Origin of the sequence: Streptomyces justiciae, assembly GCF_015163075.1 — a bacterium.
Taxonomy (GTDB): Bacteria; Actinomycetota; Actinomycetes; order Streptomycetales; family Streptomycetaceae; genus Streptomyces; species Streptomyces justiciae.
Genome location: NZ_JADDXU010000002.1, coordinates 427018 through 440606, shown reverse-complemented (window position 1 = coordinate 440606; position 13589 = coordinate 427018). Strand labels below are relative to the sequence as shown.

Annotated in this window: 15 protein-coding genes; 6 read left to right on the top strand and 9 right to left on the bottom strand. The window is 71.6% G+C overall.

Going from position 1 to position 13589, the window contains the following annotated elements:
• Nucleotides 1-134 precede the first annotated feature (134 nt).
• Nucleotides 135-1298 (top strand): S1 family peptidase, encoded by a 1164-nt coding sequence (locus IQ210_RS06045; protein ID WP_194077797.1) that lies wholly within the window; start codon nucleotides 135-137, stop codon nucleotides 1296-1298.
• A 178-nt stretch (nucleotides 1299-1476) separates the two neighbouring features.
• Here the strand turns inward: IQ210_RS06045 and IQ210_RS06040 are convergent, their stop codons facing one another.
• Entirely contained in the window at nucleotides 1477-2523 is a 1047-nt protein-coding gene (locus tag IQ210_RS06040) for a LacI family DNA-binding transcriptional regulator (RefSeq protein WP_314206179.1), read from the bottom strand.
• A gap of 155 nt (nucleotides 2524-2678) precedes the next feature.
• Between IQ210_RS06040 and IQ210_RS06035 the strand changes: the two genes are divergently transcribed.
• A complete protein-coding gene (locus IQ210_RS06035; RefSeq protein ID WP_194077796.1) occupies nucleotides 2679-3734 on the top strand; it encodes a glycoside hydrolase family 5 protein in 1056 nt (351 codons plus the stop codon).
• Between the two features lie 23 nt (nucleotides 3735-3757).
• On the opposite strand, the gene IQ210_RS06030 is transcribed toward IQ210_RS06035, so the two are convergent.
• Nucleotides 3758-4288: a CGNR zinc finger domain-containing protein gene (locus IQ210_RS06030; protein ID WP_194077795.1), complete on the bottom strand. Its 531-nt coding sequence runs from the start codon at nucleotides 4286-4288 to the stop codon at nucleotides 3758-3760.
• Nucleotides 4289-4314: 26 nt separating this feature from the next.
• Between IQ210_RS06030 and IQ210_RS06025 the strand changes: the two genes are divergently transcribed.
• Nucleotides 4315-4809 (top strand): GNAT family N-acetyltransferase, encoded by a 495-nt coding sequence (locus tag IQ210_RS06025; RefSeq protein ID WP_194077794.1) that lies wholly within the window; start codon nucleotides 4315-4317, stop codon nucleotides 4807-4809.
• A gap of 96 nt (nucleotides 4810-4905) precedes the next feature.
• On the top strand, nucleotides 4906-5895 hold the full coding sequence (locus IQ210_RS06020) for a serine/threonine-protein kinase (protein ID WP_194077793.1): 990 nt from the start codon (nucleotides 4906-4908) through the stop codon (nucleotides 5893-5895).
• A gap of 12 nt (nucleotides 5896-5907) precedes the next feature.
• On the opposite strand, the gene IQ210_RS06015 is transcribed toward IQ210_RS06020, so the two are convergent.
• The 6 genes from IQ210_RS06015 to IQ210_RS05990 all read right to left on the bottom strand — a co-directional run bounded on the left by IQ210_RS06015 (nucleotide 5908) and on the right by IQ210_RS05990 (nucleotide 10635).
• Nucleotides 5908-6999 carry an acyltransferase family protein gene (locus IQ210_RS06015; RefSeq protein ID WP_322656318.1) on the bottom strand — a complete coding sequence of 364 codons (1092 nt, stop codon included), beginning with the start codon at nucleotides 6997-6999 and terminating at the stop codon, nucleotides 5908-5910.
• Between the two features lie 145 nt (nucleotides 7000-7144).
• On the bottom strand, nucleotides 7145-7843 hold the full coding sequence (locus IQ210_RS06010; protein ID WP_194077791.1) for a LuxR C-terminal-related transcriptional regulator: 699 nt from the start codon (nucleotides 7841-7843) through the stop codon (nucleotides 7145-7147).
• A 128-nt stretch (nucleotides 7844-7971) separates the two neighbouring features.
• Entirely contained in the window at nucleotides 7972-9144 is a 1173-nt protein-coding gene (locus IQ210_RS06005) for an acyl-CoA dehydrogenase family protein (RefSeq protein ID WP_194077790.1), read from the bottom strand.
• 30 nt (nucleotides 9145-9174) lie between these two features.
• A complete protein-coding gene (locus IQ210_RS06000; RefSeq protein WP_194077789.1) occupies nucleotides 9175-9723 on the bottom strand; it encodes a DUF2269 family protein in 549 nt (182 codons plus the stop codon).
• Nucleotides 9724-9803: 80 nt separating this feature from the next.
• Entirely contained in the window at nucleotides 9804-10310 is a 507-nt protein-coding gene (locus IQ210_RS05995; protein ID WP_194077788.1) for a hypothetical protein, read from the bottom strand.
• Entirely contained in the window at nucleotides 10300-10635 is a 336-nt protein-coding gene (locus IQ210_RS05990; RefSeq protein ID WP_194077787.1) for a hypothetical protein, read from the bottom strand. The genes IQ210_RS05995 and IQ210_RS05990 overlap by 11 nt, the downstream gene beginning before the upstream one ends.
• A gap of 201 nt (nucleotides 10636-10836) precedes the next feature.
• Between IQ210_RS05990 and IQ210_RS05985 the strand changes: the two genes are divergently transcribed.
• Complete coding sequence (locus IQ210_RS05985; RefSeq protein WP_322656317.1) at nucleotides 10837-11793, top strand: zinc metalloprotease; 957 nt, start codon at nucleotides 10837-10839, stop codon at nucleotides 11791-11793.
• Between the two features lie 32 nt (nucleotides 11794-11825).
• On the opposite strand, the gene IQ210_RS05980 is transcribed toward IQ210_RS05985, so the two are convergent.
• Nucleotides 11826-12755: a LysR family transcriptional regulator gene (locus IQ210_RS05980; RefSeq protein ID WP_194077786.1), complete on the bottom strand. Its 930-nt coding sequence runs from the start codon at nucleotides 12753-12755 to the stop codon at nucleotides 11826-11828.
• A gap of 49 nt (nucleotides 12756-12804) precedes the next feature.
• Between IQ210_RS05980 and IQ210_RS05975 the strand changes: the two genes are divergently transcribed.
• Complete coding sequence (locus IQ210_RS05975; protein ID WP_194077785.1) at nucleotides 12805-13500, top strand: type 1 glutamine amidotransferase domain-containing protein; 696 nt, start codon at nucleotides 12805-12807, stop codon at nucleotides 13498-13500.
• Nucleotides 13501-13589: the final 89 nt, after the last annotated feature.

Genomic DNA, 13589 nt, shown 5'->3' with positions numbered 1-13589 from the left:
TGGCCGAATTGGTATGGACCTGACCATGATCAGCCGCTAGGCTCTGCCCGGCCACACCCCTGAGAGCGCTCTCAGCATCCTGCTGTTCCCCGCTGTTCCACCCCACTCCACTGGAACGACGAAGGGCAACCCCCATGAGACGCACCAGACTCACCCATGCCGCCCTGGCCGCCCTGCTTACGCTCGGGGCCGGCTTCGCGGCGGGCACCGCACCCGCCTCCGCCTCCTCCTCCGGCGACGCACGTCCGACGAAGGCACCCGCCTCCGCCGGTCTCCTCACCGCGATGCAGAGCGACCTGCACCTCACCAAGGCCCAGGCCGAGCAGCGGCTCGCCGCCGAACAGCGGGCCACGGCCGCCGATCCCAAGGCCCGCAAGGCCGCCGGTAGTTCACTCGGCGGCACCTGGTACGACGCCACCGCCGGCACCCTGACCGTGGGCCTCACCCCGGACGCGCCGCAGGCGACCGTCCGAGCGGTCCGGGCCACCGGCGCCCACGTCCGCACCGTCGCCCACACGGCCCGCGAACTCGCCGCCACCCAGGCCCGCCTGGACAAGCTCAACGCCCCGGCGGGCGTCGCCAGTTGGCATGTCGACCCGCAGGAGAGCACGGTCGTCGTCAACGTCGTCGCCGGCGAGCAGGCCGACAACGATGTCCGGCGCTTCGTGGAGCGGGCCCACCGCGCCGGCCCCGTCACCGTCCGGCACGTCTCCACCGCACCGCAGACCTTCGCCGCCGGAACCGTGGGCGGCGACCCCTTCTACACCGGCAACGTCCGCTGCTCCATAGGCTTCTCGGTGTACGGCGGCTTCATCACCGCCGGACACTGCGACCAGCACACCGGCGCCGTCTACGGCTGGGACCGCAGCTACATCGGCAACTTCCAGGGTTCGTCGTTCCCCGACAACGACTACGCCTGGGTCAACGTGGGCAGCGGCTGGTGGACGGTACCGGTCGTGCTCGGCTGGGGCACCGTCTCCGACCAACTGGTGCGCGGCTCCAACGTGGCGCCGGTGGGTTCTTCCATCTGCCGGTCCGGTTCGACCACGCACTGGCACTGCGGCACGGTCCTCGCGATGAACGAGACCGTCAACTACAGCCAGGGCGCGGTGCATCAGATGACCAAGACCAGTGTCTGCGCCGAACCGGGCGACTCCGGCGGCTCGTTCATCAGCGGCGACCAGGCCCAGGGCGTCACCTCGGGCGGCTGGGGCAACTGCTCCAGCGGCGGCGAGACCTGGTTCCAGCCGGTCAACGAGATCCTCAACCGGTACGGCCTGACCCTGCACACCGCCTGAACCCGCATGGGCCCGGCCGCACTTGGGGCCGGGCCCACGCGTCACACGTTCAGGTCGGTCTCCGCGTCCCGCCGCGACGGGCGCGAGGCGTTCTCGGGGACCTTTCACATCGCCGTCGTGGCCAGGGCAGTCGGGACTCGGCGTCCGGTTCCGCGAGACGGTGTTGCCGAATTGGCCCTCAGCCCCGCGGCGGTGCCGTGCTCGACCGCAGCACCAGTCGGGTCGGGACCAGATCGCGACCCGGCAGGGCCGCGCCCGGGGTGCGGATCTGCTGGAGTGCCTTCTGGACACAGCGGTGGCCCACCTCGGCGAAGTCCTGGTGGACGGTGGTCAGCGGCGGCACGAAGTAGGCGGCGTCCGGGATGTCGTCGAAGCCGACGACACTGATGTCGCCGGGCACCGCCAGCCCGCGCTCCTGGAACGCCCGCAGCAGGCCCAGCGCCATCTGGTCGTTGGCCGCGAACACCGCCGTGCAGTCCGGCTCCTCGGCGAGCGCGAGCCCGGCCGCGTACCCGGACTCGGCCGACCAGTCCCCGTGCAGCGGCGCCGGCACCGGGCACCCGGCCTCCTCCAGGACCGCCCGCCAGGCCTGCGTGCGACGCTGCCCGGCGAAGGACTCCGCGGGACCCGTCAGATGCCATACGGTGCGATGGCCGAGGTCCAGCAGATGCCGTACGGCCTTCCCGGTGCCGTCGGCCTGGTCGGTGTCGACCACGCTGTAGCGGTCGCCGGCGTCGGAGTCCACCACCACGACATGGGCCCCCGGCGGCAGTTGGACGGTTCCGGCGTCCAGGAGCCGGACCTCCATGATGACGATCACGGCGTCGACCGCCAGCTCGCCCATGCGCGTGAAGGCGCCCAGCACGTTGTCCTGCGTCGGCACGTCGATCGGGATGAGGGTGATCGCGTAGCCCTCGGCGGCGGCATGCGTGGCGATGGCCTCCACGGTGCGGCTGTTGCCCGTCGAGGCCAGGTCGAAGAGGATCACGCCGATGGTGTTGAACTGGCCGTAACGCAGGGCGCGGGCCGCGCTGTTGGGTCGGTAGCCGAGCTCCCGCATCGCCGCGAGGACCTGCTCCCGCGTCGCGTCGACCACCCCGGGATGGCCGTTGGAGACCCGGGAGACGGTCTGCGAGGAGACGCCCGCGAGCCGGGCCACGTCGGCCATGGACACCCGCTGTCTCCGGCGCCCGCCGGGCACCCCGGAACCGCCTCGCTCCACCACTGGTGACCCCCTCGGTCGTCGCGGACCCCGCTGTCCGCACTGTCGTCGCAACGGATGTTACGTGTGGGAAACCTTGACGGTCGTGGGGGTGGATGCCACGATTCCGGCGCCGTGATGTTTACGTAAACATCCTGTCGCTCCGGAAGGGTACGTCGATGCGCAAGACCCCTGTCAGCACCCGCCTCAAGCCCCGTACACGGGCCGCCCTCGCCGCGGTCGCGATCGCCGCCGTCACCGGTGCCGGTCTCGCGGGCAGCCCCGCAGTCGCCGCACCGAGCATCGACACCACCCAGTTCAAGGGCGTCAACTGGGCCGACCCGCGGGACAACTTCGCCGACGACACGCTCCAGCTGTCCGGCCTGTCGACGACGGACACCTACGCCCAGACCTACGTCAAGGCCAGCCGGATCATCTCCGCGTTCCGCGCCAACCTCGGCGCCAACACGGTCCGGCTGCCGATCAACCCGTCCACGGTCAACGGCGCCTACTGGAAGTCGTACCGCGGGGTCATCGACGCCGCGACGGCCCACGGATTCAAGGTGATCGTGTCCTACTGGGAGGGCACCGGCGAGCGCAAGGACGGCTACATCGACGACGAGGCCACCTACTGGCCGATGTGGAACACCGTCGTGAAGGCCTACAAGGGCAACTCCCGGGTCTACTTCGAGCCGATGAACGAGCCGCACGGCTACACCGACACCGAGTGGGCCGACATCGCGGCGAAGTGGCTGGACACCTACAAGTCCGTGCCGCGCAACCGCGTCTTCGTCAGCGGCGCCGGCTACAACGACCACGTCACGTCCGTCTGCGCCGACCCGCGCCTGAAGGGCACGTACCTGTCCCTGCACCACTACGGCTTCTGGAAGTCGTACGCCACCTACGACGAGTGGGTCGCCGACCTGAAGGTGCGCATCGGCGACTGCGCGAACCGGACCGTCGCCGACGAGTTCGGGGCGCCGATGACCACGGGCCTGAACTACAACGTGAAGACGCCGGACGACAACTACGTCAACTTCATCCAGGCCGTCACGGACACCTTCCGCGAGCTGAAGATGGGCTCGGTGTACTGGCCGGGCCTGCGCACCGACGACATCTACTCGATACAGGAGCTGACCGGTGACCCGGCGAAGCCCTGGCTGAAGACCACAAACCAGTCCGGCGCGGACCGCCTGGCCTGGGCCTGGCAGCGCGGCAAGCCGGTCGGCGAGTGAGCTGATCCTGAGGGTGCCGTTCGCTAGCCGGTGGGCGGCACCCCGCGGGCGCGGTGGCGGCGGACCGCGTCGCGGTTGGCGCAGGGGTGGGAGCAGTAGCGCTGTCTGCCGGTGCGGGAGGTGTCGGCGAAGATCGTGGTGCACTCGGTCACCGCGCAGCGGCCGAGGCGGTGCATGCCGCGGCCCGCGAGGTGCAGTGCCGTGCCGACCGAGATCAGTGAGGAGACGACCGCGCCGAGCGGCTGGCCGTCGTCGCGGTAGTGAAGGTGCCAGCCGGTGCCGACGTGGTTCGTCATCCGGGGATGGGCGGCGGCCGCGGCCAGCATCGCGTTGACCAGCGCGGCGCGTTCGTGCTCGGCCGTCGCGTCGACGACCTTCTCCCAGGCGTCCAGCGCGGCCCCGACCCGGTCGAGGTCGTCCGGCGTCACCGGCCCCTCCACCGCCACCCCGGCGGCCCGGCAGCGGTCCGCGAGCTCCCCGGCGTCGGCCGGGCGGCGGTTGGCCAGGTCGGCGGCGAGGTTCACGGCATCCTCGCCGTAAGGGTTGAGATGCATAAGGTCATTACATCAGGCTCGTGGGCATGGGACAACGCACCGCGATCCGTACCGCCGTACGCCCGGCGGGGCCGTACGACCTCGTCGAGCTCCTGCGTCTTAGGGCGCTGCTGTTCGACGAGTTGGCGGACCCCTTCTTCAACTCCGCATCGGGTGACGACGGTTGGCTCGACGCACTGGCCGTGGTGCTGACCGAGCAGCTGACCTCGGAGTCCGTCCGTATCCTCGTCGTCGACGGCGCGGGCGGCCGGCTCGCCGCCTGCGGCATCGGGGTCGTCGAACAACGACTGCCGGGACCGCACCTCCTCAACGGCCGCGTCGGTCAGGTCGTCGGCGTCGTCACCGACCCCGCGCACCGACGGCGCGGTCACAGCCGGGCGATCATGCGGGAGTTGCTGGACTGGTTCCGGGAGCGTGAGGTGTCACGCGTGGACCTGTACGCCTCGGCCGAGGGCGAACCCCTCTACCGCGACCTGGGGTTCACCGACCACCCCGATCCCGCGCTGTACTGGCGTCCCTGAACGGCGTGTTCACACCCCCGCCCCGCGTCCGGCCGGTCGTGGCCTGTCGTGGACCGGCGGCCTGTGTTGTGATGGAAGCCGGGGAGGTGACCACCCATGCGCATCGCCGGCCGCTACCGCCTTGCGGAGAGCGTCGGACAGGGCGGCATGGGGCGGGTGTGGCGGGCCTGCGACGAGATGCTCGAACGGCAGGTCGCGGTCAAGGAGTTGCGTCTCGACGGCCCGGGCACCGACCCCGACGAGCGCACCCGCCGCGAACGAGCACTGCGTGAGGCACGGGCCGGTGCCCGTATCGACCATCCGGGCGTGGTCCGCGTGTACGACGTGGCCGAGGAGGACGACCGGCTGTGGATCGTCATGGAACTGGTCGAGGCGCCCTCGCTTGAGCAGACGGTCGCCCGGTACGGCTCGTTGGGCGTGCGGGAGACGGCACGCATCGGTCTCGCGCTCGCCGATGCGCTGCGCCGGGTGCACGCCGCCGGGGTGCTGCACCGCGACGTCAAGCCCGGCAACGTCCTGCTCGGCCCCGGCCGCCGGGTCGTGCTCACCGACTTCGGGATCGCCGCCGTACAGGACGCGCAGCGGCTGACCCAGGACGGTCTGCTCGTCGGCTCGCCCGAGTACATGCCGCCCGAGCGCGCCACCGGAGGGGTGCCGGGGCCCGCCTCCGACTGGTGGTCGCTCGGCGCCACGCTCTGCACGGCCCTGACCGGCCGTTCCCCCTTCGCCCGGCCGTCCGCGCCGGGGACGCTGTACGCGGTGGTGTACGAGGAGCCCGAACTGCCCGGCGCGGACTGCCCGTTGACGCCGTTGTTGCGCGAGCTCCTGGCGAAGGACCCGGCGCGGCGACCGGGCGCGGACGAGATCGTGGCCGCACTGGCCGCCGTGGCGGCGCGACCCGAGGCGAGCCCCGAGCCGGTGCGTGACGTGCGCTCGCGGCTCCTGGTCGCCCTGGTGCTGATCGTCGCGGCGGCCGTGGCCGTCGTCATGGCCGTCACCGCGATCCCGTCGGGCGGTGACACCCACCTGCCCGAGGTCACCCCGACCCCCACCGTCGCGGGCACCTCCAGGCCGCCGTCCCCGTGACGGCACACCCGCTCACACGGGCGCGGCGACCCGCTCCCGCGACCCGTGACGTCCGAAGACCCACGGCAGGTCCGGCTCCACCGCGAAGCGGAACACCCGGCGCACGGGCGGGGTGCACAGCAGCGTCACGGTCACCGCAGCGACGGCCGTGACGACGACCGCGCCGAGCGGCCCGTGGACCCAGGCGGGCTCGTACCAGCCCCAGGGCTCGGAGCCCCGCGCGACGAACCCGTGCAGCAGATAGCCGTACAGCGTGCCCGCGCCCAGCGTGGTGAACCACGTCCGTCTCCCCGGCACCCAGGCGAGGAAGCACGCGACCAGCAGCACCGAGCAGCCGAACAGCACCGGCGTCATGACCAGGCCGGACCAGCCGGGCGCACCGAGCTCCTGCACGCTGTCCCGGTGGTAGAACCAGGCACCGCTCAGCCGCGGCACCGCCCAGTAGGCCACACCGAGCGCACCCACGAACACCGGCACCGCCAGCACCCGCGCCGCACGGCGGCGCACCAGCCGGAAGTGCTCCGGCCGCAGACACAGGCCCAGCACGAAGTACGGCAGGAACTGCAACGTGCGCTGGAGATCAAGGTCCTCGCCGATCGACGGCGTCACGCTCGCCGGCACCGCGACACCGAGCGCGAGGGGCAGCGGCCACCGCACGTGCCGCCACACCGGGGTGGTCAGCCGCCACATGAACAACGCGGCCAGGAACCACGTCAGATACAGCGGTTCCAGGAGGCTGACCGGACGGTCCGGGACGCCGTCGGTCCAGCGCGTCCAGAAGGTGTACGCCGTCTCGAAGACGACGTAGGGGAGGGCGACCCCGGTCACCAGCCGTCTCAGCCGCCGTGGGCTCGCGTCGAAGTTCCGGGAGAAGTAGCCCGCGACGACGATGAACGCCGGCATGTGGAAGGCGTAGACGAGCATGTAGAGCGCGCTGACCGTCCGGCTGCCGTCACGCAGCGGCTCCCACGCGTGGCCGGACGCCACCAGCACGATCGCCAGGTACTTGGCGTTGTCGAAGAACGCGTCGCGGTCCTCGGCGGGGCGGCCGGGTCCGGGCGCCGGGTCCTGGACCGGCGGGCGGCTCGTGAGGGGCCCGCTCACCACACCGCCCCCGGTACGCCGCGCGGGGGACGCGTGGCGCCGGGGGCCGGTCTGACGGGCGTGGGGGACGGGACCGCGGGGGCGGGAAGCTGGAACATCCCCCGCGCCTGACCAGTTCTCGCGGGCTCAAACGCCCGCGCGGCCCTCAGGCGGCGGGCCGCACCAGGCCCGTCTCGTAGGCGAAGACGACCGCGTGCACGCGGGCACGCGCCCCGATCTTGGCGAGGATGTGGCTGACATGGGACTTCACGGTCGTCGGGGCGATGTTCAGGCGCGCCGCGATCTCCGCGTTGGACCAGCCGGAGGCGATGGCGGTCAGGACGTCGCGTTCCCGCTCGGTGAGCGTGTCCAGGCCGACCCCGGTCGTGGCGGGACGGACCGGCTGCTGCTGCCGGACGGTGTCGATGAGGGCGCGGGTCAGGTTCGGGGTGATGACGGCGTCCCCGACCGCCACCACCCGGATCGCCGCGACCAGTTCCTCGGGGGCGGCGCTCTCCAGGACGAACCCGCCGGCCCCGGCGCGCAGCCCGGCGTAGGCGTGCTGCTCATGGGTGTCGGGGGTGAGGACGAGGACGCGCGGAGGGCGGGCCGCCGCTTCGGAGAGGCCGGGGGTGGCGGCGAAGGCCGGCGGATGGGTGATCCGGCGGATGACATCGATGCCGTCGGTGTCCTGGACGCGGCCGTCGAGCAGGACGACGTCCGGGCGCAGCACGGCGCTCATGCGGACCGCCTCGGCGCCGGTGGTCGCCTCGCCGGAGACGGTCAGGTCGGGCTGGTCCGTCAGGAGCATGCGCAGGCCGAGACGCTGGAGCGACTGGCTGCTGACGATGAGTACAGAGGTCATGGGAGCGACCCTCCTGAACGAAACGGTTTCGTTCGCTTGGAGCTCAGCATAGCCCCGCCACCAGAGAAACGGCATCGTTTCTTTCGTGGTCTGGATCACCTCTCCGCCGAAGAGCGAGCACCCCTCGATCAGAGGAAGAGCGTCCCCGGGTCCAGCCCGGACAGCACCCGCCCGTACAGCTCCAGATTGGTCGCCGGATTGACGAAGGAGTGCAGGTTGAGAGCGTGCAGATCGCGCACCGCCCGCTGCACCGGCACGTCCAGACGCAGCGAGGACGCGCCGGAGGCGGAGGCGATCAGATCGACGGCCTCCTTGCACAGCCGCGCCACATAACCGCTCTGCGCCCGGATCTTCGCCCGCTCCTCCTGCGTGTACGGCTCCCCGGCCTCGATGCGGGCGACGAACTCGTCCGCGAGCAGCTCGGCGCAAGAGATCTTCATCGCCGCCTCGGCCGCCTGGAGGTGCGTCACGGTCGCCTCGTGCTGCCGCTCGTGGAAGGTGTACGTGATGCCCCGCCGGTGGATGCGGTCCGTGAACCCCGCCAGGGACGCCCGCGCCAGACCGAGCGCGTGCGGGGCCGTCCACGCGCAGAACAGCAGCAGGACGGGCATCCGGTAGAAGGGGTCGTCGGCGTTCGCCTTGGAGGGGAACTCGCCCGCCAGCAGCGGCCCGACGGGCAGCACGCGATGCGCGGGCACGAGGACGTCATGGGCGACGACGCTGTTGCTGCCGGAACCGGCCAGCCCGGAGACGTGCCAGTCGTCCAGGATCTCCAGCTCCGACACCGGTACGGCCGTCCACAGCACCTCCGGCGGCCCCTCGCCGGACTCGACGCGGACGGTCAGCAGATGCCAGTCGGCGTCCTGACAGCCGGTGGCGAAGCCCGAGGTGCCGTTGACCAGATAGCCCCCGTCCACCGCGACCGCCGTGGCGTCCGGGATGAGCGTGCCGCCGACCCGCACGTCCGGGCGGGCGAAGATCTCGTCCTGCGCCTCGTCGGGGAAGAGCGCGGCGATGAACGCGCAGCCCGCCTGGATCAGGGCGGTGAAACCGGCCGACCCGCACGCCCCGGCCACCTCGGCCAGCACGTCGACCTGGGTGCGCAGCCGCGTCTGATGACCGCCGTACCGCCGGGGGACGTTCATCCGGTGGACGCCGGCCTCGGTGAGCGCCGCGACGACCTCGCCGGTCACCCGCCTCTCCTGCTCGGTCCGCAACGCGTGTTCGGCGATCAGCGGACGGATCTCCCTTACCCGCGCGAGGAGTTCGGAGTCGGAGCGGGGTGCCGACGCTGAAGTCATGGACGCCCTCCGGAGATGTCTGACGGACCATCACCGTGACGCGGTCCGGACGGGGACGTCAATGCCGCGTCGGGCGGCGGGAGTTGAGCTTGCCCGGTGCATGCGTCCGCGCCGCGTCGGCCCCCACGGCTTGACGACCGAGATCACCGTCATGAAGACGTACGCGCTCGACGAGACGATCGGACCGAACAGGACGTCGCCGGTGTCCGGCAGCGGGTGCCCCGCGGCGACGGCGGCGACCGCGGAGTTCACGGCCGGGCGCAGGACGAACGCCGTCGCGGTGAGCGTGGCGAGGGTCAGCCAGAACTTCGCGTAGACCCAGCGGTGCCTCGCCAGTCCCCACGGCGTGCCCAGCGAGAGCAGCAGTCCGCTGAGGAAGGTGAGGAACGCGAGGGGGAGGAGGAGCCAGTCGGCGAACAGCTTCATGGCCCGGACCGACGACTCCACGATCACCGGGTCACCGGTGGTGGCCGCGGTGATCCCGAGCGCCAGCAGGCCGAAGGTGAGCCCGAGCCAGCCGGCGGAGGCGACGACATGGACGACGACGGAGCCCTTGCGGGCCGGGCGGCTGAGTTTCATGGGTCCCACGGTGCCGGGCGGGCACGGCGAGGTCGTCTCACAGCGGGAGTAAGCCGGTGTACTGACGGGGGAGTACGCCGTCAGCCCTTCGGCAGGAACGCGCTCAGGGCGTCGATGAGGCGGTCGAGGGCGGGGTGTGATGCGGAGCGGTCGGTCATGATCGTGCGGCCGTCGAAGCGGAGTTGGTACTGGAAGAGGTCGGCGGCGCCGGTGTTGACCGTGAAGTCGGGGACCTTGTCGAGCGCCGGATCGCCGAGCAGCGTCCGCAGCTCCCTGAACTCGGCGGCCTTGAGGTGGCGCGTCGCGGACCTGCCGTTGTCGCGGGCGTGGACGGTGCCGTCGCCGCGCAGGACCACCTGCCGGGAGACGCCGGCGAAACCGCCGCTGATGTTCAGGGACGCGAGCTTTTGGGTGGGGTCAGTGGTGGGGGCCGGGGTCGGCGTCGTGGCGTCGGCCGTCACCTCCGGCGCCGGGGCTCCGGAAGTCACGGTGGGCTCCGGCGCCGCGCCCCCGGAGTCATCGGCACCGCAGCCCGCCAGCGCGAGCACACCGACCGCCGCCACCGCCACGGCACTCCTACGGAACACGCCGCCCTCCGTCCGGGGCCCGCACCTCGAGAATCTGGTCGTCGACGTGCAGAACCTCCAACTGGCGTTCCGTGTCAGGGAAGTTGAGGGCCAGTCGACGCCCCTCCTGGTCCGCCGGTGCCCAGCTGCCGGTCCGCCGCCCCGGTGCGTCGCCGCGTCCGATGGGCCGCTCGGTGAAGGTGCCGTCCGCGGCGAACTCCAGTCCGCGGCGGCCCCGCGCGGGCGGCAGCGGGTACCCGGCCCGGCGGTAGACGGTCACGCCGGGCGAGTCCTCCTCGTACGAATGCACCCATGTTCCGATCAGTTCCGGCGGCGGACCGCTCATGGCCGGGCACCTCCTGCTCCCTGCGGGTTCGGCCGGAAACCTGTCCGGTTGACCCGATACGGAATGCAACGCCGTACTTACCGTGAATTCGGTGATTCTGCTGACCGTGTCCGTGCGGTCGCCCTACCGTAAACCTCAACGGGCCCGTTCCACCCTCACCTTCCGCGTCGCACGGACGCGGCCATCGTCAGGCGGTGCAGCGTGCCCGAGAACGAGATCGACGAGACCACCCCCGCCCCCGCCCGCCGCGTCTGCGGCACCATGCCGGTGCACCGGCGGCTGCTGACCGAGAACCCCTCCTACGCCCTCGCGCGGGACGCGGTGGAGAACAGGGCCTTCGCCTTCGAGACCGGCATGGAGACCTCGGCCCGTGTCGGCGTGACGGTCATCCCGGTGGTCGTGCACGTCGTGCACCACACGCCTGACCAGAACATCAGCGACGCGCAGATCGCCGGCCAGATCGAGGTCCTGAACCAGGACTACCGGATGCTCAACCCGGACGTCTCGAAGGTCCCCGAGGTCTGGCGGTCCCTCACCGCCGACTGCCGCATCGAGTTCGCGCTCGCCACCGAGGACCCCTTCGGTGCGCCCACCGACGGCATCACCCGCACCGAGACCGCGGCAGACCTCTTCCGCACCGACGACGCCGTCAAGTTCGCGGCGAGCGGCGGCCATGACGCCTGGCCCGCCGACCGGTACCTCAATCTCTGGGTCGCCCCACGCCTCGAGGACCCCGACCCCAACCTCGGGGAGATCCTCGGCTACGCCCAGTTCCCGGGCGGCCCGCCCGAGACCGACGGCGTGGTCATCGGACACCGCTTCCTCGGTACGACGGGTACGGCACAGGCGCCTTTCAACCTGGGCCGGACCGCCACCCACGAAGTGGGTCACTGGCTGAACCTCTTCCACATCTGGGGTGACGACGGCCAGGGGTGCAGCGGCAGCGACTTCGTCGCGGACACTCCCAACGCGGGTGGCCCCAACTTCGGCACCCCCACGTTCCCGCACGTGACCTGCAACAACGCACCCGACGGGGACATGTTCGTCAACTACATGGACTACACCGACGACATCGCGATGTTCATGTTCACCCAGGGCCAGGCGGCCCGCATCGACGCGACCCTGGAGGGCGCCCGCTCCTCGTTCCTCAAGCCCTGAGGTTCGTCAAGCCCTGAGTTCCTCAAGCCCGACTACCGCTCCCGGGCGGCGCGCAGCAGATGGTCGCGTACGACGGCCACGTGCGGGTTGCCCGAGACGCCGGGGCGCTGCACCAGGAACCCGGTGTTGATGGGTGGGTCGTCCGGATCGTGCAGCAGGACCAGTGCGCCGGACGCCAGTTCGTCGGCGCAGAGATAGCGGGGGAGGACCGAGAATCCCGTACCGCCCGCGACCGCCGCCCTGACCGCGTTGAGGTCGGGCATCGTCACCGCGGGCTGGCACACCAGGCGCTTGCCGAACACATGCCGCCAGTAGCGGCGCACGATCGGCAGGTCCTCGGCGTACGCGACCAGGGGGACGCCGTGCAGCGCGGCGGCCCCCTCCGTCGCGAGCCGGCCCGCGCCACCGATCCGCTCCGCCCACGCGGGCCCGGCGACCAGCACGAACTCCTCGTCGTTCAGCGGCACCGCCGTCAGCGTCCGGCCGCGCGGCCGGAAGGTCGCGATCACCAGGTCGTGCCGGCCCGCGCGCAGATCCTCCAGGAGCGGCTCGGTCAGGCCGGGCGTGACCCGCAGCCGTACGCCCTTCTCCACGAGCGGCGCGATGCCCGGCAGGATGGAACGGGCCAGGAACTCGGCCGGACCGGCGAGGTGCACGGGCTCGGCCGGGGTGTCCTCCGGTCGCGCCACCGAGGCGAGCGAGTCCAAGGGCTCGACGATCCGGGCAGCCAGCTCGTCCGCGTAAGGCGCGGGCGCCACCCCGCGGGCCAGCCGCTCGAACAGCTCCCGGTCCAGCTGCCGCTCCAAGGCGCGGATCTGGGTCGTCACCGTGGGCTGCGACAGGCCGAGGAGCCGGGCGGCGGCGGTGAAGGAGCCCGTGCGGTACACGGTCAGGAACGTGCGCAGCAGGTTCAGGTCCAGCGGGCCTCCGACCGGGTGGGCATTGGTTTCCCTATCTCTCATATATGTGAGCCTATTGGATTTCTATGAGTGGACGGCCTACGTTCGAACCATGTCAAAGATCCTCTTCGTGATGACCGGCGCCGACCACTGGACCCTCGCCGACGGCACCCTGCACCCCACCGGCTTCTGGGCCGAGGAGGCCGTCGCCCCGTACCGGGCCTTCAAGGCCGCCGGGCACGAGATCGTCGTGGCCACCCCCGGCGGGGTCGTCCCCACCGTCGACAAGGGCAGCCTCGCGCCCGAGTACAACGGCGGCCAGGAGGGCGCCGACCGCACCGCCGCCGCGCTCGCCGCGATGACCGAGCTCCAGCACCCGGTCAAGCTGACAGACGTCGACCTCGACGACTACGCCGCCGTCTTCTACCCCGGCGGCCACGGCCCCATGGAGGACCTGGCCGTCGACGCCGACTCCGGCAAGCTGCTGACCCGAGCCCTGGAGTCCGGCAAGCCGCTCGGCGTGGTCTGCCACGGCCCGGCCGCGCTGCTCGCCGCGGTGCGGGACGACGGCACCAACTCCTTCGCCGGCTACCAGGTGGCCGCGTTCACCAACGACGAGGAGATCCAGGGCGGCCTCGCCGACAAGGCCAAGTGGCTGCTCCAGGACCGGCTGACCGAAGCGGGCGTCGAGGTCCAGGTGGGCACGCCGTGGGCGCCGAAGACCGTCGTCGACCGCAACCTCGTCACCGGCCAGAACCCGGCCTCGTCGGCGCCGCTCGCCGACGAGCTGCTGAAGAAGCTGGGCTGAGCGCAACGCCACAGCGCCCGCCGGTGTCGTCCGGCGGGCGCTGTGGCGTTGCTCGGTGTCCGGTCCCTCAGACCGCGGTCGTCGACAAG